Consider the following 23,968-nt stretch of genomic DNA (forward strand, 5'->3'; position numbering starts at 1 on the left):
GTCTGCTGGTGCCCGTCCGACGAGCCGCGCGGGGTCAGCCGCCGCGGAGCCGGATGTATCAGCGCGTGTCAGACCCTCTCGTTACCGTCTGGCGCGTCCGTCGGGCGCCGTCGCCCTCCCCCTGTCTGCTCCGCGCACCCGCGCGCCTGCACCACTGGAGTCCCGAGATGTCCGAGCCCGTGAGCACCCCGACCGCGGTGCCGCAGCCGCACCCCCACGAACCGGAGACCGACGAGCTGAGCGGGCCGGACCCGCGGCGCTGGCGGATCCTCGCGGTCATCGCCGTCACGCAGCTGATGCTGGTGCTCGACGCGTCGATCATGAACATCGCGCTGCCCTCGGCCGCCGCCGAGCTCGAGATCGCGGCGAACGACATCCAGTGGGCGGTGACGGCGTACACGCTCGCGTTCGGCGGTCTGCTCCTCCTCGGCGGACGCGTCGCCGACTACCTGGGCCGCAAGCGCGCGATGCTCATCGGGCTCATCGGGTTCGCGGTCGCCTCCGCCCTGGGCGGCGCAGCGCAGAACGAGGGCATGCTCTTCGGCGCGCGCGCTCTGCAGGGCGTCTTCGCGGCGCTCCTCGCGCCCGCCGCGCTCGCGCTGATCACCGTGACGTTCACCGAGTCCCACGAGCGCGCCAAGGCGTTCGGCGTGTTCGGCGCGATCTCGGGCGGCGGTGCCGCCATCGGCCTGCTCGCGGGCGGCGCCCTCACGGAGTACCTGGACTGGCGCTGGTGCCTCTACATCAACCTGCCGATCGCGCTGGTCACCGCGGTGATCGGGGTGCGCGTGCTGCGTGAGTCGCGTGCGCACGGCGACACGCGCTTCGACATCCTGGGCGCCCTGCTGTCGAGCGTCGGCCTGGTGGCGCTGGTCTACGCGTTCACCGAGGCGGCCAAGCAGACGACGGGTGCCGACGGCCTGCCGCAGGCGGTCGGCTGGAGCGACCCGCTCGTCGTCACGCTCCTCGGGGTCGCCGTCGTCCTCCTGGTCGCCTTCGTGCTCGTCGAGCGCGTCGTGCGGAACCCGCTGCTCCCGCTCCGCATCATCCTGGACCGCGACCGCGGCGGCTCCTACCTGATCTTCTTCCTGGTCGGCGCCGGTCTGTTCTCGATGTTCCTGTTCATGACGCTCTACTTCCAGTACGTCATGGGCTACGAGCCGCTCAAGGCGGGCTTCGCGTTCCTGCCGTTCTCCGTGTGCCTGATCCTGGTCGCGGGCTTCGTCGCCCGGCTCCTGCCCGTGGTCGGCGCGAAGCCGCTGATGATCGTCGGCCTGACCATGGCGATCGCGGGGATGCTGCTGCTCACGCGCACCGAGCCCGGCTCCGACTACTGGACCACGGTCTTCCCCGCCCTCGTGGTGCTGAGCATCGGCATGTCGATGGTGTTCATCCCCGTGTCCTCGACCGCGCTGATCGGCGTGGGCGGGCACGACGCCGGGATCGCCAGCGCGGTGCTGAACACCGCGCAGCAGGTGGGCGGCTCGCTGGGCCTCGCGCTGCTCAACACGCTCGCCCTGTCGGCGACCGCGGACAAGCTCGCGGACCTCATCGCCGGCGGTGCGGACCCGGCCTCGCCGGCCGTCGCCGCGTCGGCCAACGTCGCCGGGTACCACGTCGCGTACTTCGCGGGCGCGGCTCTGCTGGCCATCGCGCTAGCCGTCGCCGTCGCGATCGTCAAGGCGCGCAAGTCCGACCTGCCCACCGAGGGCGCGGTCGCCGCCTGAGTCGCGCGCGGTGGGGGCCGGCGCCTGGTCCCCACCGCGCCGTCCGGAGCACGCGCCGAGTCGTCGACGCCGTCACGTCCGCCGTCGGCCCCGCGGTCACGTCCGCCGTCGTCCCCGCGGTCATCGCCGCAGGCTTAGCTCCACGACGCCGAGATCGGTCGTCTTCCCGGGCTCGAGCACCACCTCGAGGTCGCTGGGCAGGTCGTACGCGAACGGGGAGATCAGCTGGCCGGGGAATGGGCCCGTGTCGTCCAGCGTGATCGTGACCGGCCCGGCGGGCAACCTCACCCAGCCGCGCTCGAGATAACCGCCCGGGATGTCCCCGCTCGTCGGGTTGCCGTCGCTCGCGCTCACCGAGTACCAGCCCGTCACCGGCGTGCCGCGGAACTCCAGGGCCGCCTTGAGCCGTCCGTACTGCGTACCCATCGCGACGTCGACGGTGCTCCCGGCAGCGACGCGCCGGTGCACGACGCCGTCGCTCCATCCGCGCTGCGACGACCTGACCGTCGCCACGGCACCACCCGGCAGACCGGTCAGCGAGTAGCGCCCGTCTGCACCCACGGTCGCGGGCCTGCTGCACCAGCCCGCCACGCAAGCGTAGACCTGGCGCGTCTCACCCGCGTCACCGCCGGTGACACGGCCGGTCAGCCGCACGAGCGGGCGCGCGGCTGCGCGCTCGGCGGCGGTGACGAGCCGCCCCGCGGTCAGCGTCACCTTGGTGCGGTCCCACCGGTACCCGTCGACCACGTACAGCCAGTACGAGCCCGGCTCGGCCCACATCTCCGGGCCTTCCGCGACGAGCCGGCCCGCGAGCGAGACCAGAGCGGTCCGCTGCGGGTGCGGATAGCGCACGCCGCCCTTGCTGTGGGTCACGATGCTCGTGCTCGTCGTCGCGCCCGCCTGGACCTTCACCCGCAACGGCGCCGCCGTCAGCCGCTGCGGCTGGGAGGTGCGCGAGCTCGACCGGGCGATCGCGAGCGTGTAGGTCCCGGACCGGAGCCCCGTGAAGCGGTACACGCCCTTGGCGTCCGTGGTGACGGAGGCCTGCTTCGTCGCGGTGACCGTCACGCCGCTCTGCGCTACGCCGCCGTGCAGGACCTTGCCGGTCAGGGTGCCGCCGAGCCGCGCGGGGGTCGTGACGTGCGTCGTCGCGCCAGGACGGACGACGACGACCTCGGACCGGTAGGGCAGGTAGCCCCGCGCCGGGAACGACGTCACCACCCGGTACCGACCCGGCGTGAGCCGGCTGAAGGCGTAGGTGCCGTCCTCCTGCACCTTCGTGTACCGGTGCTGGCCGGTGCCGCCCGGGGACTCGATCAGGACGTGCTCGCCGGCCAGCTGCGGCAGCCGTCCGTCGACGGACCCCAGCGCCTCGACCGCGATGTCGACCCGCACGTCAGCAGTGGCCGTCCCCCGCAGCTCGACCGCCTGCCAGGCGTGCTCGCTCGCGCCCCCGGCGCCGACGAACTCCGGGGCGAAGTCCTTGCGCTGCACCAGCCCGCCGAGCGGGTCGACGTTCGCGTACAGCACCCATCCGGTGAGGTCGGGCGGCAGGTCGAGCGAGTAGGTCCCTGCACTGGTCGTCGTCGTCTCGCCGTACCCCCCGTCGCTGGGCGCATACCAGCCGACCACCACGCCCTTGCCCGCGGGGGCACCCGCGAGGGTCACCGTCCCGGAGACGGCGTGGTCGGCCGCGGCGGCGGGGGCAGCGAGGCCCGCCGCGAGCGCCAGAGCAAGGACGGGGGCGACGAGCATCCGTGCACGCATGTGACGGAGTATGGCAGCGCGGCGCGACCGTGCCGAGGGTTCTGGTGCACCGGAACCCTCGCCGCGCCCCGGACGCACCCGGCGCCGGGTCCGGGTCACCGGGCCGGGGTCACGCCTCCTCGAAGCGCACGAGCCGTCGCGCGACGTCCGCCTCGACGAGCCGGACGCGCAGCCTGGTGCCCGCGACGAGGTCGGTGCCGGCGACCCGCGCGCGCACGACGGGGTCGGCGAGCTGCAGGATGCCCGACGAGCCGTCGTCGCGGACGTCGACCACCACGCCCTCGAGCTCCTGACCCTCCCGGCCCGCGAGCAGCGCGGCCTCGACCAGGTCCAGGCAGCCGCGCTCGTACGCCGACGCCCGGCGGTCCCCCGCCGCCATGAGCGCGGGCAGCTCCGGGAGCGCGGCGCGGGTCGGCTCGTCGGGCTCCACCCCCGCGCTGACCGCGAGGCAGACCTGCGTCGTGAACCGGTCGACCAGGCGGCGCAGCGGCGCGGTCACGTGCGCGTACGGGGCGGCGATCGCACCGTGGCCCGGGTGCTCCGGACGCGCGCCGTCGAATGCGACGTACGCCGCGCCGCGCAGCAGCGTCGTCGCCTCGGCCAGCACGGCGGCGTGCCGCGGGTCCGCCGCGTCGAGCGTCGCGAGCACCTGGCCCGGCGGCGTCCCGGTGGGCCAGTCGACCCCGAGCGCGAGCGCCGTCCGCCGGAGCCGGTCGACGTCCCCGTCCTGGGCCTCCGGCAGCGTCCGCAGGACGCCGACCCGAGCGTCGAGCATCAGGTCCGCCGCGCACATCCCGGTGAGCAGCGAGATCTGCGCGTTCCACTCCTCGACGGGCAGCGTCCGCCGGCTCGTCAGCCGCCAGCCACCGCCCGGGACCGGCTCGACCTCCTGCTCCGGGGTGGGCAGCGTGATGCCGCCGCGTGCCCGCTCGGCGGCCACGCGGAGATCACCGACCTCGCGGAGCAGCGCCAGCGCGCCGTCGCCCGCTCCGGGTCCCGTGCGGTCGACGATCGCCCGCTGGGCCTCGTCGTACGTGAGCCGCGCGGTGCTGCGGACGGTCGCGCGCCCCACGCGGACCGACTGCGGCGTGCCCGCCTCGTCCAGGTCGATCTCCCACAGCGCGGCGGGCGCCGCCTGACCGGGCAGCAGGCTCGCCGCGCCCTCGCTGAGCTCCGGCGGGTGCAGCGGCGTGCGGCCGTCCGGCGCGTACAGCGTCGTCACGCGGGCCCGGGCCTCGGTGTCGATCGCCCCGCCCGGCAGCACCCACGCGGCGACGTCGGCGATCGCGTAGTGCACGCGGTAGCCCGAGCCGCGGCGCTCGAGGTGCAGCGCCTGGTCGAGGTCCATCGAGCCGGGCGGGTCGATGGTCAGCAGCGGGAGGTCGCGCAGGTCGGCGCGCTCGACGTCGCCGGCGGGGCCCGCAGCGGCGCGGGCCCGCGCCTCGGCGGTCACCGCCGCCGGGAAGGCCGCGGGGACGTCCAGCTCGGCGCGGAGCGCGGCGAGGCCGCGTCGGACCGCGGCGTCGACGTCGCGGCTGCGGTCCGGCTCCGCGAGCGGGGGGAGGCGCAGGTGTCGGCGGGGCACCAGCCGAGCGTAGGGCGAGCGACGTCCCGCCACAGGTCGGACGGCGCACGCGGGGCGCAGCGCACGGTCGGCGCGGCGCCCCGCTCGGGGCCGTCGAGGCGCCCTCGGTCAGCCCTGCGGGCGCTGCGGGTCCGTCGGGTCCGTGGGCTCGGCAGGGTCCGTCGGCCCGGCGGGCGCCGGCTCGTCGGACGGGGCCGCGGCCTGCGGCGGGGACGGGACGTCCGCGGGCGGAGCGGGCGGGACGGCGACGACCGGAGGCGGCGCGACCGGCGGGACCGCGCCCGCGGGCGGCATCGAGCCGACAGGGGCGGCGGCGGGCGGGGCCGCGCCGTAGGCCGCGTCCCCGGCGGCCGGGACGGCGTCGTACGCCGGGTGCGGCTCGAGGCCCTCGCGCCGCGACGAGCGGCGGCGCAGCAGCACCACGGTGATGACCACGACGAGCGCCAGGAGCACCAGGCCGGCGAGCAGCCAGACCAGCGTGAGGATCGGGAAGCCGTTGCCGGAGTCGCTCGCGACGGCGTTGATCTCGAGGACGTCGCCGGCCTCGCCCGCCCAGGTCACGGAGTTGCCGTCGATCGCGCCGTTGGCCTCCTCGACGTCGCCGGGGAACGTGAAGGTGATCGTGACCTCGCCGCCCGTGGCGCTCTCGCCCAGCTGGCTGCTCGACAGGTCGAGCTCGCCGTCGACGGTGAACTTCCCGTCGGCGTGGGAGATCTGCATCTCCTCGTCGCCGCCGAACTCGTCGAGCGGCACGTCCGCGAACGTGTAGGTGCGCCCGACGTAGTCCCCCTCCTCGTAGGGCTCGGAGGTGGTCTTGCCGTTGTCGAACAGGTCCTCGTCGCTGCCGAGCACGTCGTCGACCGACCCGCCCGTCGTCTCGAGGAGCTGCTTGTCGATCGCGACGAGCATCGTCCCGTCGACGGTGTCGTCCGTCGTGAACGTCGCCTGCAGGTCGACCTTCATGCACCCCGACAGGACGAGCAGCAGCGCCGCGACCGTCCCGAGGAGCGCGAGCGGGCGTGCCGGCCGTCGCTTCGTCGTCATCATGGCGCCCATCCTGTCGGACGTCGTCCCTGGGGCCCAGCGCGATCCACAGGTCGGTCTGCTAGGCGCCGGGACCCGGGGCTACGCTGCAGCGGTGCACCGGATCTTCACGACGAGCGTCGCCTCCGTGTACCCCCTGTACGTCGCCAAGGTGGAACGCAAGGGCCGCACCGCGGCGGAGGTCGACGAGGTCGTCCGCTGGCTGACCGGCTTCGACGACGCCGAGCTGCGCGGCCATCTCGAGGCGGGGACGACGTTCGCGGACTTCTTCGCCGCCGCCCGGCTCAACCCGGGCGTCTCGCTCATCACGGGGACGGTGTGCGGCGTGCGCGTCGAGGAGATCGAGGACCCGCTCATGCAGCAGATCCGCTACCTCGACAAGCTGGTCGACGAGCTGGCCAAGGGCAGACCCCTGGCGAAGGTGCTGCGCGCCTGACGCGGGAGCGCGCCGGCGGAGCCGGACGGGCGTGCACCGCGCGTATCGTGTGCCGGTGCGGCCGCTCCCCCGTCGGCCCGGAGGGAGAACGGTGCCCGCGACGACGCAGGACGCCGACGGAGGCGCTCGCCCCCTGGTCGAGTGCGAGTCCCTGGTGCGCATCCACCAGCACGGCACGGTGGAGGTCCAGGCGCTGCAGGGGCTCGACCTCACGGTGGGCGCGGGCGAGATGATCGCGGTCGTCGGCCCGTCCGGTGCCGGCAAGTCCACGCTGCTCGCGGTGCTCGCGGGCGCCGACCGGCCGACCGCCGGCCGGGCGCGCGTCGACGGCTGGGACCTCACCGACCTGACGCGCGCGCAGCGCCTGGCCTACCGGCGCTCGGTCGTCGGGTTCGTGCGGCAGCAGACCGCGCGCAACCTCGTGCCCTACCTGACCGCGCGCGGCAACGTGGAGCAGCCGCTGGCGCTGGCCGGTCACCCGCGCCGGACCCGGGCCGCGCGCGCCGACGAGCTGCTGGACGCCGTGGGCGTCGCGTCCTGCGCCGACCGGCTCCCGGCGCAGATGTCCGGCGGCGAGCAGCAGCGCACCGCGATCGCCGTCGCGCTGGCGAACGGTCCCCGGCTCCTGCTGGCCGACGAGCCCACCGGCGAGCTGGACTCCGCGACCGCGCAGGAGGTGTTCGGCACGCTGCGCGCCGCCCAGCGCGAGGCCGGCGTCACGGTCGTGGTCGTCACGCACGACCCCGCCGTGAGCGACCAGGTGGAGCGCACGGTCGCGGTGCGGGACGGCCGGACGAGCACCGAGACGCTGCGCCGCACCGAGGTCGCCGACGACGGGGCGGCACGCGTGATCGCGCAGGAGTACGCGGTCATGGACCGCGCCGGACGCGTGCAGGTGCCACGCGAGTACCGCGAGGCGCTGGCCCTCACCCGGCGCGTCCGGCTCGCGCTCGAGGCCGACCGGGTGTCGCTGCTGCCCGACCGGCAGGCGGGGTGAGCGCCACCGGGGCCACGCCAGCCACGGCTGCCGCGCCCGTGCTGGCGGTCCGCGGCGTGCGGCGCACGTACGGCTCGGGACGGACGGCGGTGCACGCGCTGCGCGACGTGTCGTTCGAGGCGGCGGCGGGCGAGCTCGTCGCCCTGGTGGGGCGGTCCGGGTCCGGCAAGACGACGCTGCTCAACGTGGTCGGCGGCCTCGACCGACCGGACGCCGGCCAGGTGCTGGTCGCGGGGACGGACGTCACGGCGCTCGACGACGACGGGCTCGACGACCTGCGGCGGGACGCGGTCGGGTTCGTCTTCCAGACCTTCGGTCTGCTCACCGACCTCACGGCGGTCGAGAACGTGGGGCTTCCGCTGCGCCTGCGGCACCTCCCCGTGGCCGACCGGGAACGACGAGCGCGCCTGCTGCTCGACCTCGTCGGTCTCGGCGACCACACCGAGCAGCGGCCCGACGAGATGTCGGGCGGCCAGATGCAGCGCGTCGCCATCGCGCGGGCCCTGGCCACCTCGCCCCGCCTGCTCGTGGCCGACGAGCCCACCGGCCAGCTCGACACCGACACCGGCCTGGCCGTCATGGCGCTCATCCGCGGCGTGGTGGAGGCCGAGGGGATGACGGCCCTCGTCGCGACGCACGACCCCGTGATGATCGCCCTCGCCGACCGCGTGCTGCGGATCGTCGACGGCCGGCTCGTCGATGCCTGACCGGCGCCGCCCCTCGCACGGTCCGGCCTGGCGACGCGCGGCCGCGCAGCGCGCCCTGCTCGGCGCGGTCCTGCTCGTCACGGTGCTGGGCTCCGCGCTCGTGGGCACGGGGGCGCTCCTGGTGGGTCCGGGGCTGTGGACCGCCGTCGACTCGGCGGCGGCAGCCGCGGAACGGTCCGCCGCGGCACCCGCTGAGCAGGGCACGGGACGGGCGGACCTCGTCACGGTCACGGCCGGCACCACGGACACCCGGGACGCCTCCGACGCCGTCCCACCCGGCGCGCGGACCACGGTCGACGAGCTGCGGCCGCTGCTCCTCGACGCGCTCGCCCCCCTCGACGCGACGCTCTCGGTGTGGGTCTCCACGCCGCCCGCCCGCCTCCCGGGCGACGCGGTCCGGCGCGGCTACCTGCTCGACGCGGACACGCTCACCGAGCACGCCACGCTCGTGCAGGGACGCTGGCCCGCGGCCGGGACCGGCACCGCCGCAGCGCCGCTCGAGGTCGCCGTGCCGCGTGCCACCGCCGAGCTCCTCGGCCTCACGGTGGGCGACGCCCTCACGCTCGGTGCGACGCCGGGCACACCGAGCGGAGCGGGCACGGGCGGAACTGGGGGGACCGCGCTCGTCGTCGTCGGCGTCCTCGAGCCCGACGCGTCATCGAGCTGGCGCCGCGACCGGCTGCGCGGCGCGGGGACGGACACCGGCGGCGCGCTCGCGCTGACCGGCCCGTTCGTCGTGCCCACGGGCGCGCTGCTGGCCGAGGACGCCCCCGTCGGCAGGCTCAGCGTCGAGGCCGACGCCGAGCTCACGGGCCACCCGCGCGCCCTCGGCCCCGTCGCGAGGCGCCTGACGCTGCTCGACGACGCCGTCGGCACGGCGCTGGGCGACGACGTCGCGTACGCGACCGTCGACGCCGCCCTCCCGCGTCTGGTCGACGACGGGCGCGGCCGGCTCACGCTCACCACGTCGACGGTGCTCACCGCGCTCCTGCTCGTCGTGACGCTCACGGGGGCGGCCCTCGCGCTGCTCGCGCGACTGCTCGCCGCGCGCCGCAGCGCCGACACCGCGCTGCTGGTCGACCGCGGTGCGAGCCGCCGCCAGCTCGCCGCCGCGGCCGGCGTCGAGGGGCTCGTCCTGTCGCTCGCGGCCACGGTCCTCGCGGTGCCGCTCGCCGCGGCCGGCTACGCGCTGCTGACGCGCGTCGGTCCCGCGGCCGACGCGTGGGAGCTCGCGTCGCCGCTGCGGCTCGACGCCGCTGCCTGGGGGCTGCTCGTCGGGTGCGTGGCGGCGTGCACGCTCGCGCTCGCGACGGTCGGCGTGGTGCTCGCGGTGCGTGGCGCGGGCGGCGGGCGGCCGCGGCGGCACGCCGCGGCGGGGACGGTCGCGCGCTCCGGTGCGGACGTCCTGCTCGTCGCGCTCGCCGTGCTGGGCTACCAGCAGCTGCGCGCGCACCGGCTCTCGCTGGACGCCCCGGACCCGGTGCTCGTCCTCGCGCCGGCGCTGTGCCTGGTCGCGGCCGCCGCGCTGACGCTGCGCGCCGTCGGTCCCGTCGCGCGCGTCGCGGAGGTCGCCGCACGCCGCGGACGCGGCCTGGCGGTCCCGCTGGCGGGCTGGCAGGTGGCCCGTGGACGGACCGCGGCGGGCGTGTTCCTGGCCGCGCTCGCGGCGTCGTCCGCGACGTTCGCGGTGTCCTTCCAGGCCACCTGGGTCACGTCCCAGCACGACCAGGCGGACGCGGCGGTCGGGGCGGACGTGCGGGTCGCGGCCGACGGGTCGCCCGGTCAGGGCGAGCGCCTCGCCGGGTCCGCGACGTCCGCCGTGCCCGACGACGTGGCCCTCGTCGTCGCGGCGGCGGCCAACCGCTCCGTCACGCTCGGCTCGCGCGCCGGCGGCGGCAGGCTCGTCGCGATCGACACGCGCCAGGCGGGCACGCTCGTCCGAGGACGGCTCGACGACGGCGCCGGCTGGGCCGGGTTGACCGCCGGGCTACCGCCCGACGAGCCGGTCGCCGCGCTCGTCGTCCACGGGGACCGCGTGCCGGTCGAGGTGACGGGCGGGTTCGCCGACGCGGACGGGACGGCACCCGCGAGCGTGAGCCTGGTGCTCGAGGGCGAGCACGGCGAGCGCGTCGTCGTGCCCGGACCGGACGTCGTGCTCGACGGCCGGCCGCACCGCGGCACGGTCGTCGCTCCCGCCGACGCCACCTGGCGCGTCATCGGTGCCCACGTCGTCGTCGAGGGCGGCACGGACCTGCCGGAGGCGGCCGAGGCGCGGCTCGAGGTCGCGGTGCGCGTCCCGGGCGCGCAGCCGTCGGCGGGGACGTGGACCGCGTTCGGCGACGCGGATGCGCTCACGGGTCAGGCGGTCGCCACGACCGCCGCGGACGCGATCGGGTTCACCGCGGCGGTCTCCGTGTTCTCCCTCGGGTTCTCGACCGTGGACGTCGTCGTCGCGGGGTTCCCACCCACCGCCCGGGTGCCCGTGCTGGCCGCGGCACCGCTGGCCGACGCGCTGGGGCTGGCGCCGGGCGACACCCTCGACCTCGGCGTCGGGGGGACCGTGCTGCCCGCGGTGGTCGACGGCATCGCCCCGTACGTCCCCGCCGCGGGCGACGAGGCGGCCGTCCTCGCCGACGTCGACGCCGTGTCGCGCGCCCTGATCGAGCGCGGCGAGCTCGGGACCGTCGACGACGAGTGGTGGATCGCGACCGCGCACCCCGACGAGGTCGCCGCCGCGACCGGCGGGACGTCACGCACCGCACTGGGCCGTGACCTCGCAACGGGGCCGCTGCACGCCGCGGCGCCCGTGGCCCTCGGGCTCCTGGTGGTCGCCGCCGTGGTGCTCGCCCTGGCGGGTGCGGGCGCGCGCGAGCTCGGGGTCGCGCACGAGCGGACGCTCGAGGCCGCGCGGCTCCGGGCCCTCGGGGTGCCGCGCCGCATGCTGACCGCGACCGCCACCGCCCGGCACGTGCTGGTGACCGTGCTCGCGCTGGGTCTCGGCGTCCTCGCCGGTGCCGTGCTCGCCCTCGCGCTCGGCCCCGCGCTCGTCGTCGCGCGGGACGGCGGCGCGCCCGTGCCGCCCGCCGTCGCCGTGTGGCCCGGGGGCGCCGAGGCCGCGGTGCTCGCCGTGCTCGTCGTCGGCTGCGTGCTCGTCGGTCTGCCGCCCGCTCGCGCGCTCGCGCGCCGGTCGACGGCGTCGAGCCTGCGGACGGGAGACGCCGGATGACCGGGCGACGAGCCGGTGGCGTGCCGGTCGGGCACGTCGCCCGGCAGGCCTGGGCGGCACGCGGGCTGCTCGCGACGGCGGTGGTGGTGCTCGCGCTCGTGACCTTCCTCGCCGCGGCGGCACCGCGGCTCCTGGACCGCGCAGCGACCGACGAGGTGCGCGCGGCCGTGGGCGCGGAGGGCAGCGCGCTCGTCGTCACCACCCGCGAGGACGGGGACTCGGTGCAGGGACCCGACCTGGGCACCGCGGATGCGCTGACCGGGACCGCGCGGCTGCTCGCGACCAACCTGCCGGACGCGGTCGGTGACGTGGTCGCCCCGCCGGTCGCCGCGCTCGTCGGACCGGAGCTCCGGGCGGGCACCGTGCTCCGTCAGGGCGCCGCGGCGAGCACGCCGGTCCTCCTGCGGTTCGCCTACCTCGCGACGACCGGGCGGTCCGGGCCGGGCGACGTCACCGACCCGGAGGCCGGCGCGGTGACGTGGGAGTCCGGTGCGGCGCCGTCGACCGCGCTCGAGCCCCCGGACCCCTCCGCGCCCGGACCCGTCCCCATCGAGGTCGGCCTGTCCGCGGAGGTCGCTGACGCGCTGGGTGTGCAGGTCGGCGACACGCTCGAGGTCGAGGACCTCGACGGCGGCCCGCTCGACGTCCGCGTGGTCGGCGTGTTCCGCGCGGTCGACCCCAGCGACCCGGTCTGGCGCCCGGCACCGACCGCGGTCGAGCCCCAGGTGCTCGGCGGGCGCGCCGCTCGCATCGGGGTCACCGCCCTGACCAGCGCGCTGTCGGTCCCGGCCGCACGCGCGGCCGTGCCCGCGGACCGCACCACGACCTCCTACACCCTCGACGTCGTGCCCGCGGCGCTCGACGCGGCCTCGTCGGACGAGGTCGCGCGGGCGGTGCGTGCCCTGGTCGCGTCGCCGAGCACGCTCGGCCTGCCCGGCCCGCCCCCCGCGGTCTCCACCCGCCTCGACCGGCTCCTCGACGAGGCGCGGGACCGGACGGCCGCGACCACCGCGCAGTCGGCGGTCGTCGCGTCCGGCGTCGTGGCGACCGCGCTGCTGGTGCTCGTGCTCTCGTCGTCGCTGCTCGTCCGCCGTCGGGCGACCGTGCTCGCCCACCAGCGCGCCCTCGGCGCGACGCTCCCGGCGCTCGCGCGGGCCGCGGCGGCCGAGGCGCTCGTCCTGCTGGTGCTGGGCGGCGGCGTGGGCCTCGTCCTCGCGGCGCTCGTGGTGCCGGGACCCGTGCCGTGGGCCTGGGTCCTCCCGCCGCTCGTGCTCGCCGCGCTCGTCCCGCCCGTGCTCACGGCGCGCACGGCCGCGCACACCGACGCACCGCCGCCGGCCCGCGGTGCGCGCCCCGGCACCGCGCTGCGCCGACCGCTGGCCGAGGTCACGGTCGTGCTGCTCGCGGCGGGTGCGCTCGCCACGCTGCGCGGCCGCGGCGCCGCCTCCGCGGCGGACGACCTCGGCGCCGACCTCGTCGTGGTCCTGGCACCCGCGCTCGTCGCCGCCGCGGTCGCGGTCCTGCTGCTCCGGCTGCTGCCGCCGCTCGCCCGGTGGTGGCGCGCGGCCGCCGCGCGGATGCGCGGACCGGTGCCGCTCGTCGCCGCCGCGCGCACGCCCGTCGCGGTGGTGCCGGTCCTCGCGCTCGTCCTCGCGACGGCGCTGCTCACGGTGGTCCTGTCGCTGCAGACCACCGTGCGCGCCGGCCAGGAGGCGGGATCGTGGACCGCGGTCGGCGGCGACGTGCGCCTCGACGCCGCGCCCGACCCCGGGCTCCCCGAGGACCTGCTCGACGACCTCGCGGCGGAGCCCGGCGTGACGGCGGCCGCCGCGCGCGTGGTCGACGGCACCCAGGTCCTCGGCGGCGGGGTCGACGAGACCGCGCGGCTCGTCGCGATCGACGCGGACGCCGAGGCGCGCCTGCTCGCGCGGTCCCCGGTCGGGGACGCCCCCGGCCTGGCGGTGCTGGCGGCGGCCCCCGGCGCGGGCGCCGACGGCGCCACCGCCGTTCCCGCGCTCGTCGCCGGCGTCCCCGCGGACGCGACCGGCCTGCACGTGGCCTGGCAGGGCGACAGCGTGCCGCTCGACGTCGTCGGCGCGGCCCCCGCCCTGCCCCTCGGCGACGAGGCTGCGCCCGTGACCGTCGTGGTGGACCGCGCCGCGCTCGCCGCCGCCCTGGGGCGACCGGTCGCCGCGACCGACGCGTGGCTGACCGGTCCCGGTGCCGCCCAGGCCGTCACCGACCTCCCGGACGGCGTCACCGCGACGGTCCGGACCGCCTGGCTCGCGGACGTCCGCGTGGCACCGACCGCCGCCACGTTCTCCCACGTGCTGCGCGCCGCCGCGGCCGTGCTCGCCGTGCTCGGCGTGCTCGTCGTCGTGCTGGCCGCCGCGGCCGGGGCGCCCGCCCGGCGACGCGCGCTGGTCCAGCTGCGCGTGCTGGGCCTGCCGCGCCGGGTCGGCGCGCGCGTCGTGCTCGCCGAGCTGGTCGGGCCCGTGCTGGTGCCGGCGCTCGCGGGGATCGGGACCGGGATCGCCCTGAGCGCCGCCGTCGTCGTGCCGCTCGGGCTGCAGAGCCTCACCCACCAGGCCGTGGCGCCGGCCCTCGTGCTGCCCTGGTGGGTGCTCGCCTCGGTGCTCGGGCTGGCGGGCGCCGTCGCAGGCGTCGTGGCCGTCGAACGCCCGCGGGCGGGCAACGAGCGGCTCAGCGAGGTGATGCGCTCGGGATGAGCGACGCGCGGAGGGCAAGGGATTCGAACCCTTGAGGACGGGAGGTCCCGCCCTAACGGTTTTCAAGACCGTCGCTTTCGGCCGCTCAGCCAGCCCTCCCCGTCCGGTCGACGGACCGGCGGCGCGACGAGTCTCCCACAGCGCCTCGCCCGGCCGTCCTCACGGTCCGACGGCCGCCGCGAACGCTGCGTGGTCCAGCGCGACCTGGTCGGCGTAGGTCCGCGCGAACTCCGCGAACGCCTCGTCTGCCCGGGCCGACGCCCCCAGGTACGCCGCGATCGCCGCCCGGTCCCCCGAGCGGGCGTGGGCGCGCGCGAGCGTCCACGCGCACGCCCGCGCGTACGGTCCGAGCGCCTCCGCGCGCAGAGCCTCGACGGGGACGGAGCCCTTCCAGTCGCGGAGCTGGCGCACGTAGTAGTCGCGCTCGACGCCGTCCAGGCCCGCGACGGTCTGCCACCCGAGGAAGATGTCGCTCGCGGCCTGCATCAGCCGCTGCCCCTCGACCACGCGCCGGCCGTGGTGGCGGTACCCGCTCGCGCCGACGTGCGCCTCGAGCACCGAGGCCTGCGCCTCCTTCGCCTGCAGCACGACGAGGTCGTCGGGCGTGCGGCCCTCGAGCAGCAGCACCCACGCCCGCGTCCCCACGCTCCCGACGCCGACGACCTTCCGCGCGAGGTCCACCACGCGGTACTGCGCGGCGAGGTGACGGCGGTCCGGGGCCAGGCTCTCGCGCCAGTGCAGGACCAGCTGGGCCATGCCCGCCCGGAACCGCACGGCCTCGGGCGGCGGCATCACGTCGTCGAGCGGGACGACGAGCGGCGGGTCGGAGACGAAGCGCCGGGTCCCGTCCTCGCGCAGCGCCGTCAGCCGGGCCACCGCGTGACCGTGCTCGCGCGACGCGGCCTTCCCGGTGAGCCGTCTCCAGGCGCGCTGGGCGGTCCTGTCCAGGCCGAGGTCCAGGCTCGTGGACGTCTCCCGCGCGTCGAGGCGCGCGTACCAGACGTCGAGCGCCCGCTCGTCGGCGAACCCCCGCATCGTGCGGCGGTACTCGCGCGCGGCCCCGCGGCACGCCCGCTCGCGGACGGCGTCGGACGCCCCGATGTGGCGACCCGCGAGCTCGACGCTCGCCACGAGCCGCTTGACGTCCCACTCGAACGGGCCGGGCAGCGTCTCGTCGAAGTCGTTGAGGTCGAAGAGCAGGCGTCGCTCGGGAGAGCCGAAGACGCCGAAGTTGCTCAGATGCGCGTCCCCGCACAGCTGCACGACGAGCCCGCTGTGCTGACCTGCGGCGAGGTCGGCCGCCATGACGCCGGCGGAGCCGCGGTAGAACGCGAACGCCGAGGCGGCCATCCGCTCGTGCCGCAGCGGCACCAGCTCGGCCACGCGCGTCGCGGACTGCGCGAGCACCGCCCCGACCGGGTCGCGCGGCCCCGCCAGCGCCGGCACGGCCGCGAGACCGGAGCGCGGCAGCCGCGCTCGCGCGGCGCGGCCGCGGGCCGCCTGCTCGTCGGACGTCTCGAACGCGTCGCGCACCGTCACGGCCTCACCGTAGAGCCGTGCCGCTCCCTCTGGCGCGGATCCGGTCAGGTTCACCCGGGTCCGGCGCGCCACGGCGTGGGGTCAGACTCCCACCACCGGGGTGCGCGTCCGGGCGCCACGACCTCGAGCCCGTACAGCGCGACGAGCCGGGCCAGCCGGGCGTCGTACGTCGCCACGCGTGTGACGTCCGGGTGGCCGAGCGCCACGCCCGCGTGCAGCGCGACGAACGGCGTGGCGACCCCCGCGACGTCCGACGCCCGGGCCACGGCCTGGTCGAAGTACCGCACGACCTCCACCCGGCGCGTCACCTGGTGCGCGGCCTCCTGCGCCGCCTGGCCCAGCTGCCGCGCGGTGCCGCGCAGCTCCGTGAGGCCCAGCGGCGTGGTGAGCAGCTCGCCGCCGTGCGCGGCCGCCCACTCGCCCCACGGCGCGGCCTCCGGGGCGCCCGGGAGGTACCGCGTCAGCGCAGAGCCGTCCGCGTACACGCGCGGATGCTCGACGAGGCGGTGCGGCACGCGTCTATCTTCGCCCACCGCCGCCTGCGTCGGGCCTGGTCCGACGAGCGTTCCGGGGACACGGCGACGGCCGGCACCGCAGGAGCGGGCCGGCCGTCGTCAGGAGGGGGCTCAGCGCTTGCGCAGACGCTCCATCGCGAGCTGCACGAGGGCGATGAGGGCCTGCTTGGTGGCCGCGCGCGACCGCGCGTCCGTGTACAGCACCGGGACGTGCGCCGGGATGGCGAGCGCCTCGCGGACGTCCTCCAGCCCGTGCTTGGCCACCCCGTCGAAGCAGTTGACGCCCACGACGAAGGGGATGCCCCGGCTCTCGAAGTAGTCGACCGCGGGGAAGCACTGGTCGAGACGGTCGGTGTCCACGAGCACCACGGCACCGATCGCGCCGCGGACCAGGTCGTCCCACATGAACAGGAAGCGGTCCTGGCCCGGCGTGCCGAACAGGTACAGCCACAGCGAGCCCGGCAGCGCGATGCGGCCGAAGTCCATCGCGACCGTGGTGGTGGTCTTGCGGTCCGAGACGCCACCGGCGTCGTCGACGCCGACGGAGTGCTCGGTCATCGCGGCCTCGGTGTTGAGGGGCTCGATGTCCGAGATGGACCCGATGAAGGTCGTCTTGCCGACGGCGAACCCGCCGGCGACGACGATCTTGACGACGGTGGGGGCGACGGCGCCGGCGGTTCCGGCCGGAGCGGCCACCGCGGCGTCAGAGGGCGGAAATGCCATTGAGAACACTCTCCAGCACGCTCAGGGACAGGGCGGGGGACTCACCGGTGTTGACCTCGACCGGCTGAGAGGTGTGCACGCGCACGAGCTGCTGGTCGGACATGTCCGAGACCAGGATCCGGACCACACCGATCGGCAGGTGGAGCAGTGCCGAGAGCTCGGCGACCGAGATGTAGTTGCTCGCAGCGTGCTGCAGGATCGCGCGCCGCTCGGGCGGCAGACCCTGGCTCGACACAGCGTCCGGCATGGCTTCGACCAGGGCCTCGAGAGGCAGGTCGGAGCGCGCCGAGCGCACGCGCCCGCCGGTGACGGCGTAGGGCCGCACCGTCCGGGCGACGTACTCGATGTGCTCGCTCATGGGAGTGGTGCTCCTCAGACGGCCGGGGCTCGGGTGGCGCCGTCGACGGGGAGCTGGCCACGCATCTCGGAGATGAGCTGCGGGGTCAGCGTCGCCTCGGTGCGGGACACGAGCATGGCCATCTCGTATCCGATGAGGCCGACGTCGCAGCTCGACTCGGCGACCACGGCGAGGACGGAGCCGTTCGAGACGCTCATGAGGAAGAGGAACAAGTTGTCCATCTCGATGATCGCCTGACGCACCTCCCCCGCACGCAGCTGCCGCGACGCGCCGCGGGTCAGGCTCGACATGCCGGAGACGATTGCTGCGAGCTGGTCACCGCTCGTGCGGTCCAGCTGCTCCGACATCGCCATGAGAAGACCGTCGGCAGACACCACAAGCGTGTGGCGAGTGCCGGGCACGGTCCGGACGAAATTGTCCAGGAGCCAGCCGAAGTTGGCTGCCTCGGTGCTGAGCGCGGTCACACTTCCTCCTTGCTGGTGCAGTCGACGACTGCGGGTTCGAACGTCCCCACGACGGGGGCGATGGTGGGGGTCATCACGAGTGGCTCGTTCCGTCGTTCGGCGTGCCGGCGGCCTGGCGGCCCCGCGACGTGCCGGACTGGAAGCTGGACAGGCGGCTGCGCAGCTCCGAGGCGTCGCGCTGGACCGGCGCGCCGTCGGCCTGCTCCGGTGCCGTCTGCGGGATCGCGGTCGGCACGCGGCGGGTCAGGCGCTCGCCCGAGGTGTTCGCGGCCGGGCGGTACGCCGAGAGCTGGCTGAGCTCGGAGAGCGCCTGCTCCTGGATGTCCGAGCGCAGCGCGAGCATCGCGGCCACGTCGTCGTCGAGCGTCCCGATGCGGGGGGCGACCGACGGCGGCAGGACCGGGTTGGGCACGTCCACCGCGGCCGGAGCAGCGGGTGCTGCCGGACGGGCGGCCCACTCGGGCGGGGCCCAGGCGGCCGGTGCCGGCTCCGGGGAGCTCGGGGCGGGCGCCTCCGGGGCGTTCCACTGCGGGGCGGACCACGCCTGCTCGACCGGGGCCGGCGCGACGGGCTCGCTCGGTGCGGACCACGCCGACGTGCGGACCGGCTCAGCCGCGGGCTGCGGGGCGGCCGCGGGCTCCGGGGCGAACGACGCCGCTGCCGGGGCCTCCTCCGCCTCGCTGCCCTTGCGGCGCCCGAACAGGCCCCACCGCTTGCGGGGACGGTCCTGCTCGGTCGCCTCGTCGCGCGAGGCCTCGGCCACGCCCGTGGCACCGAACCCGGCCGCCGCCGCGACGGGCGCTGCCGGAGCCGTCGGGGCCCACGCGGGCTCCGCCGGGGCCTGCGGCGCCTCGGCGACCGGTGCGGGCTGCGCGACGGGGGTCTGCGCCACGGGAACCTGCTCCACCGGAGCCTGCTCCACCGGCGCCTGCTCCACGGGCTGGGCAGCGGGCTCCGCGGCGGGCTCGTCGTCGGCCAGCGAGGGCCACGTCGGCGCGCTCCACGCGGGAGTCGTGTCGGCCCAGACAGGCACCGCCGCGTCCGCGTCCTGGTCGCGCTCGTCGTCGGCCAGGGCCGGCACGGCGAGCTGCTCCGGCGCGTCCTCGACCGGCGCGACGTACGCCTCGGGCTCCTGCTCGAGGAGGGGCTCCACGATCGGCTCGACCGTCTCGGTCGGCGCGTCCCAGCGGGGCGCCTCCCACGTCGGTGCCTGCCACTGGCCGTCCCACGACGAGGCAGGCTCCTCGGCGACGGGCGCCTCGGCCACCGGCGTCTCGGCGACGGGCTCGTAGGCGACGGGCTCGTACGCGACCGTGTCGGCCTCGGCGGCCGGCTCGGCCGGGGCCTCCTCGACCACCGGTGCGTACGCGGCCGGCGCCTCCTCGACGGTGGGCTGCGCGCCGGTGTGCCACGCGCGGGCCTCGTCGAGCGTGCGCTCGAAGTCGAACGGCGCGGCCGAGTCGGCGGGACCCTGCGGCGAGGCGGCCCACCCGGCGTACCCGCTGTACGCGGTGTACGCGACGGGTGCCACGGGAGCCGACGGAGCCACGACGGGCTCGTCGACGCCGGTGCCGTACGCATCGTGCTCGGCGGGCTGCTCGACGGAGGGCTGTGCGGCGTAGGCGTCGGCGACGGCCTCGTGAGCCGGCGCCGCGTCCTGTGCCACGTCCTGGGGCTCGGGCTCGGTCACGCGGCGGAAGGACGCCCACGGGGACACCGGCTGCTGCACGGGCTCGTCGTGCGCGGCCTCGTCGTGCGCGGCCTCGTCGTGCGCGGCCTCGTCGTGCGCCGGCTCGTCGTGCGTCGCCTCGGCGTCGACAGCGTCGGCCCACGTCGCGTCGACGGGCGGGAGCGCATCGAACGCCGGGCCGTCGTCGAAGGACGCGTGCTCGGGAACGGTCTCCTGCTGGGGCTCCTGCGACCAGCCCCGGACCGGGAGCGCACCGGCCGCGGCCTCGGGCTGCGGGACGTAGGCGTGCTCGTCGGAGCCGAGCTCGTCGGACGCGGTCTCGTCGTGCCGGAGCGCCACCGGCTCGTACGGGGTCGCCTCGTCGGCGGCCGGCTCGAACGGAGCGGGCTCGTAGGCAGCGGGCTCGAACGGGGCGGGCTCGTACGGAGCAGACCCGAACGGGGCGGGCTCGTAGGCGGCGGGCTCGTACGCGGCGGGCTCCGCGGACACCTGCTCGTCCGCGACGGGCTCGTGCTGCGCGGCCTCCGGCTCGGCGAAGGTCGGGGCCCACGCCTCCTCGGCTGCCGGGTGCTCGTCCACGGCGGGCTCGTCGGCCGGCTGCTCGGCCAGGTGCTCGTCGGCAGGCTGCTCGTCGGCCGGCTGCTCGTCGGCGCGCTGCTCGTCACGGCCGGGCTCGGACGCGACCAGGGGCGCACCCTGCTCGAACGAGGACGGCTGGTAGGTGTCGGCCTCGAACGCGGCGGTCGGAGCGGCCTCGACGGGCTGGTCGGTGGACCACGTCTCGTCGTCGTCGTCCGCCAGGCCCGGGACCACGATGGGCTCGGGAGCGGCGCCGTGGGCGCCCAGCGACATCCAGGGCGCGCGGACCTGGTCGGCCGCGCGGTCCCCGCCGTCACCGTCGGGCGCCAGGCCCGGGACGGCCGACTGGTCGGCCGCGGTGCGGCCGCGGAAGCCGGAGAACAGGCCGGCACGGGCCGCCGGGCTCGCCGGCGCGCTGCTGGTCGTCGTCGGCTCGTCGGCGGGCGGCTGCCACGCGGACGTCCGGGCGTTGCGCGTCGGGAGGCCGCCGCCGGTGGACTCGAGCGCCGCGGGCGTCCAGTCGGGCGCCGCGGTCGAGAGGTCGGGCGACAGGTTCGTCGCGGTCGCGACGGGCAGGACGATGTTGTCCTCGTCGAAGGTCTTCTTGGGCCGGGCCGGCAGCTCGCCGCGCGTCGGCAGGCCGGCCGGCGTGACGGGGATCGCCCCCGACTCGGCGTCCGCCTCGCCCTCGCCGCGACGGCGACGGGGCAGGCCGAGCGAGGTCTCGCCGTCGGTGAGCGCCGCGAGGTCGACCTCGGCGGCCACGGGCGCCTCGGCGGCGTCCCGCTCGAGCTCCACGGCGACGCTCGGGGCGCCGTACATGGCGGTCTCACCGCTCGCGAAGAGCGTCGCGGGCAGGAGCACGGTCGTGTCCGTGCCCGTCCCGCCGGCGGCCTTGGCGATGCGCACGGCCGCGCCGAGCTTCTGGGCGATGCGCCCCACCACGAACAGGCCCAGGCGCTGGGCACCGAGGACGTCACCGGCGGCGGAGGCGGCGATCTTGGCGTTCGCGGCCGCGATCTCGTCGTCGGTCATGCCGAGGCCGTGGTCGCGGATGCGGATGGCGACGAACTGGCCGGACACACCCGTCGTGACCGTGACGGGGGTCTCCGGCTCGGAGAACACCGTGGCGTTCTCCAGCAGCTCGGCGAGCAGGTGGGCGGCCGGCAGGGCGTTGAAGCCGAGCATCGGCGGGTCGACCTGCAGGTCGAGCTCGATCCGGTCGTACTGCTCGATCTCGGAGGAGGCCGTGCGCACCACGTCGGACAGCGGCATGGCGTCACGCAGACGACGGCCGGAGTCGATGCCGGCGAGCACCAGGAGGGACTCGGCGTTACGACGCATCCGGGTCGCGAGGTGGTCGAGGCGGAACAGGTTGGCGAGCGTGTTCGGGTCTTCCTCGGTGCGCTCGAGCGAGTCGATGAACGACAGCTGGCGGTTGAGGAGCACCTGGTCGCGGCGGGCGACGTTGACGAACATCTCGGCGATGGAGCCACGCAGCGCGGCCTGCTCCTGCGCGACGCGCACCGTGGTCGCGTTCATCGAGTTGAACGCCTGGGCCAGCCGGCCCACCTCGTCGCGCGAGTTCACCGGGATCGGGTCGAGCTGGACGTCCGGCTGCTCACCGGGGGTCGCCACCTGCTCGACGATCTGCGGCAGGCGCTCGCGGACGTCCGAGGCGGCGGAGGTCAGGCGCCGCAGCGGGCCGACGATGCTGCGGGCGACGACGAGCGCGAGCAGGAAGGACGCGACGGCGGCCAGGACGGTGGCGCCGATGGTCACGTACGTCCGGTTGAGCGCGGCGTCCGCGTCGATGTCGGCGAGGCGCTGGGCCTCGTCGATCGACTGGCCGGCGAGGTCGACCAGCTGACCGATCTGCGTCTCGATCTCGCCGAGGTACGCGGCGGGGTCGACCTGAGAGACCGACTCCGAGGTGCCGTCGGACAGCAGCGTGCGCATCGCGATGAACGCCGAGCTCGGCTGGTTCGGCGGGAGGGAGAGGGTGACGCCGGAGACGCGGTTGAGCGCCACGGCCGCGTCCGTGCGCGCCGTCTCGACCGACTGGACCTGCGCGGCGTAGGAGTCACCGATCGTCGGGCTGGTGGTGCCCGAGAGCATCGACAGCCCGTCGATCATCTCGGCGACCAGCTCGGTCGAGGTCGTCGAGAGCATGAGGTAGGAGTTGACCGCGGTCGCGAGCTCACGGTTCTGGAACGTCTCACCGAGCTGCCCGACGAGCTCGAGCTGGTCCCGTTCGATGGTCTGGAAGTTGGCCCGCACCACCGAGTTGACGCCGCCGCGCTCGACCGCGAGGCGCGCGGCGGGCAGCGTGACCTCGTAGTCCGCCTGCACGGACTGGAACTGCTGCACCAGTGCGTCGGGGAAGCGGCTCAGGTCCAGGTCGTTGGTGAACTCGCGCACGTCGGCCAGGGCCGCGTCGGTGGCGGCCTGCGCCGCGGCGATGGCCTCCGGGTCCCCGCTCGTCATCGAGGTCACGTACTCGTTGTCGATCGCCTGGCCGAGCGGCTGGTAGGCACGCAGGGTCTTGGTCACCTGCTGCGTCGCCCGGGCGCCCAGGAGGTCGCTGATCGAGGTGGCGGAGATGTACACGCCGAGCAGGACGAGCACGAGCATGGGGACGGCAAGCACCGCCAGCACCTTGGCTCTAATGCCAAGTCGACGCAGCATCTCGTTTCCTTCCTCACCGACGCGGGTCCTGGGTGGAGAGACCACAGGCAACCCGTGCGGTGTCATCGGCCACTGGACGCACGACCATTAGCCCGCCGCAGAGTTTGCCACGGACCTCACCCGGGCGGACAGGACAGATCGGGACAGTGTGCCCCGTAGTCCCGCGCCGTAGGGTGCGCAGATGCGAGCTGTGGTGATCACCCGCCCGGGTGGACCTGACGTCCTCGAGGTCCACGACGTCGCGGAGCCCGCACCGGGTCCGGGCGAGCTGCTGGTCGACGTCGTCGCGGCGGGGGTCAATCGCGCCGACGTGCTGCAGCGTGAGGGACACTACCCTCCCCCACCTGGGGTTCCGCCGTGGCCCGGCCTCGAGGTCGCGGGTGTCGTGCGGGAGGTCGGGCCGTCCGACGAGCCCGCGGGCTCTCCCGCGGCGGGGTCCGACGAGGTGTGGCGTCCGGGTGACCGCGTCGCGGCGCTGCTGGGCGGTGGCGGCTACGCCGAACGGGTCGTCGTGCCGACCGCGCTCGCGCTCCGCGTCCCGGACTCGCTGGCGCTCCCCGAGGCGGCCGCGCTGCCCGAGGCGCTGGTGACCGCCTGGATGGTGCTGGAGACCGCCGACGCCCGGCCGGGCGAGGCGATCCTGGTGCGCGGCGGCTCCGGCGGCGTCGGCAGCGTCGCCGTCCAGCTCGCGGCCGCGCGGGGCCTGCGCGTGCTGGCCACGGCGGGCGGCGCGCAGCGCGTCGCCCGGGTCGCGGAGCTCGGCGGCGCCGACGTCGTGCTGGACCACCGGTCGGACGACCTGGTGGAGCAGGTCCGTGAGGCCACGAGCGGACGCGGCGCGGACGTGGTGCTCGACGTCCTGGGCGCGGGCGGTCTCGAGGAGAACGTCGCGGTGCTGGCTCTCGACGGCCGCGTCGTCGTGATCGGCCTGCAGCAGGGGCGGCGCGGCACGCTGGACGTGGGCGAGCTGCTCGCGCGGCGCGGCTCCCTGCGCGCGACGACGCTGCGCTCACGCCCCGCGCGGGACAAGGCCCGGCTCGTCGCGGCCGTGCGGGAGCACGCGTGGCCGCTCGTGACCGCCGGTCGCGTACGGCCCGTCGTGCACGCGACGCTCCCCCTGGACCAGGCGGGCCGGGCGCACGAGCTCCTCACCTCCGGCGAGGTGTTCGGCAAGCTCCTGCTGGAGCCCTGAGG

General features: G+C 76.3%; 16 protein-coding genes and 1 tRNA gene. 7 read left to right on the forward strand and 10 right to left on the reverse strand.

What is annotated here, in order from left to right:
• Positions 1–179: 179 nt before the first annotated feature.
• The gene (locus KIN34_RS03290) at positions 180–1,727 is read left to right on the forward strand and encodes an MFS transporter (protein WP_307858064.1); all 1,548 of its coding nucleotides are present in this window, start codon (positions 180–182) and stop codon (positions 1,725–1,727) included.
• 120 nt (positions 1,728–1,847) lie between these two features.
• Here KIN34_RS03290 and KIN34_RS03295 read toward each other — a convergent pair whose 3' ends face one another.
• The 3 genes from KIN34_RS03295 to KIN34_RS03305 form a co-directional block, all read right to left on the reverse strand.
• Positions 1,848–3,494 (reverse strand): MSCRAMM family protein, encoded by a 1,647-nt coding sequence (locus KIN34_RS03295; RefSeq protein ID WP_214346621.1) that lies wholly within the window; start codon positions 3,492–3,494, stop codon positions 1,848–1,850.
• Positions 3,495–3,603: 109 nt separating this feature from the next.
• Positions 3,604–5,079, reverse strand: a complete 1,476-nt coding sequence (locus tag KIN34_RS03300; RefSeq protein WP_214346623.1) for an RNB domain-containing ribonuclease — start codon at positions 5,077–5,079, stop codon at positions 3,604–3,606.
• A gap of 108 nt (positions 5,080–5,187) precedes the next feature.
• The gene (locus KIN34_RS03305; RefSeq protein ID WP_214346626.1) at positions 5,188–6,126 is read right to left on the reverse strand and encodes an LppM family (lipo)protein; all 939 of its coding nucleotides are present in this window, start codon (positions 6,124–6,126) and stop codon (positions 5,188–5,190) included.
• A 91-nt stretch (positions 6,127–6,217) separates the two neighbouring features.
• Between KIN34_RS03305 and KIN34_RS03310 the strand changes: the two genes are divergently transcribed.
• The 5 genes from KIN34_RS03310 (at position 6,218) to KIN34_RS03330 (ending at position 14,218) form a co-directional block, all read left to right on the forward strand.
• Positions 6,218–6,559 (forward strand): DUF2200 domain-containing protein, encoded by a 342-nt coding sequence (locus tag KIN34_RS03310; RefSeq protein WP_214346629.1) that lies wholly within the window; start codon positions 6,218–6,220, stop codon positions 6,557–6,559.
• A 91-nt stretch (positions 6,560–6,650) separates the two neighbouring features.
• Positions 6,651–7,556, forward strand: coding sequence for an ABC transporter ATP-binding protein (locus KIN34_RS03315; RefSeq protein ID WP_214346632.1), 906 nt, complete (start codon positions 6,651–6,653; stop codon positions 7,554–7,556).
• Positions 7,553–8,263, forward strand: a complete 711-nt coding sequence (locus KIN34_RS03320) for an ABC transporter ATP-binding protein (protein WP_214346642.1) — start codon at positions 7,553–7,555, stop codon at positions 8,261–8,263. The genes KIN34_RS03315 and KIN34_RS03320 overlap by 4 nt, the downstream gene beginning before the upstream one ends.
• Positions 8,256–11,489 carry a hypothetical protein gene (locus KIN34_RS03325; RefSeq protein WP_214346644.1) on the forward strand — a complete coding sequence of 1,078 codons (3,234 nt, stop codon included), beginning with the start codon at positions 8,256–8,258 and terminating at the stop codon, positions 11,487–11,489. The genes KIN34_RS03320 and KIN34_RS03325 overlap by 8 nt, the downstream gene beginning before the upstream one ends.
• Positions 11,486–14,218: a thioesterase domain-containing protein gene (locus KIN34_RS03330; protein ID WP_214346646.1), complete on the forward strand. Its 2,733-nt coding sequence runs from the start codon at positions 11,486–11,488 to the stop codon at positions 14,216–14,218. Before KIN34_RS03325 ends, KIN34_RS03330 begins: the two co-directional genes overlap by 4 nt.
• An 8-nt stretch (positions 14,219–14,226) precedes the next feature.
• Here KIN34_RS03330 and KIN34_RS03335 read toward each other — a convergent pair.
• The 7 genes from KIN34_RS03335 to KIN34_RS17050 all read right to left on the reverse strand — a co-directional run bounded on the left by KIN34_RS03335 (position 14,227) and on the right by KIN34_RS17050 (position 22,774).
• Positions 14,227–14,317: transfer RNA gene (locus KIN34_RS03335), tRNA-Ser, on the reverse strand.
• Between the two features lie 60 nt (positions 14,318–14,377).
• Complete coding sequence (locus KIN34_RS03340; RefSeq protein WP_214346648.1) at positions 14,378–15,757, reverse strand: DUF2252 domain-containing protein; 1,380 nt, start codon at positions 15,755–15,757, stop codon at positions 14,378–14,380.
• 50 nt (positions 15,758–15,807) lie between these two features.
• Positions 15,808–16,272 (reverse strand): hypothetical protein, encoded by a 465-nt coding sequence (locus KIN34_RS03345; RefSeq protein ID WP_307858065.1) that lies wholly within the window; start codon positions 16,270–16,272, stop codon positions 15,808–15,810.
• Between the two features lie 111 nt (positions 16,273–16,383).
• Positions 16,384–16,995 (reverse strand): GTP-binding protein, encoded by a 612-nt coding sequence (locus tag KIN34_RS03350; protein WP_214346652.1) that lies wholly within the window; start codon positions 16,993–16,995, stop codon positions 16,384–16,386.
• A complete protein-coding gene (locus KIN34_RS03355; protein WP_214346657.1) occupies positions 16,976–17,353 on the reverse strand; it encodes a DUF742 domain-containing protein in 378 nt (125 codons plus the stop codon). The genes KIN34_RS03350 and KIN34_RS03355 overlap by 20 nt, the downstream gene beginning before the upstream one ends.
• Positions 17,354–17,367: 14 nt before the next feature.
• A complete protein-coding gene (locus KIN34_RS03360; protein ID WP_214346660.1) occupies positions 17,368–17,817 on the reverse strand; it encodes a roadblock/LC7 domain-containing protein in 450 nt (149 codons plus the stop codon).
• 73 nt (positions 17,818–17,890) lie between these two features.
• The gene (locus KIN34_RS17050; protein ID WP_214346663.1) at positions 17,891–22,774 is read right to left on the reverse strand and encodes a HAMP domain-containing protein; all 4,884 of its coding nucleotides are present in this window, start codon (positions 22,772–22,774) and stop codon (positions 17,891–17,893) included.
• A 181-nt stretch (positions 22,775–22,955) separates the two neighbouring features.
• Here KIN34_RS17050 and KIN34_RS03370 point away from each other — a divergent pair, with 181 nt between their 5' ends.
• Positions 22,956–23,966, forward strand: a complete 1,011-nt coding sequence (locus KIN34_RS03370; protein WP_214346666.1) for an NAD(P)H-quinone oxidoreductase — start codon at positions 22,956–22,958, stop codon at positions 23,964–23,966.
• The last annotated feature ends 2 nt before the right edge of the window (positions 23,967–23,968 follow it).

It is taken from the genome of Cellulomonas fulva, assembly GCF_018531375.1.
GTDB lineage: Bacteria > Actinomycetota > Actinomycetes > Actinomycetales > Cellulomonadaceae > Cellulomonas > Cellulomonas fulva.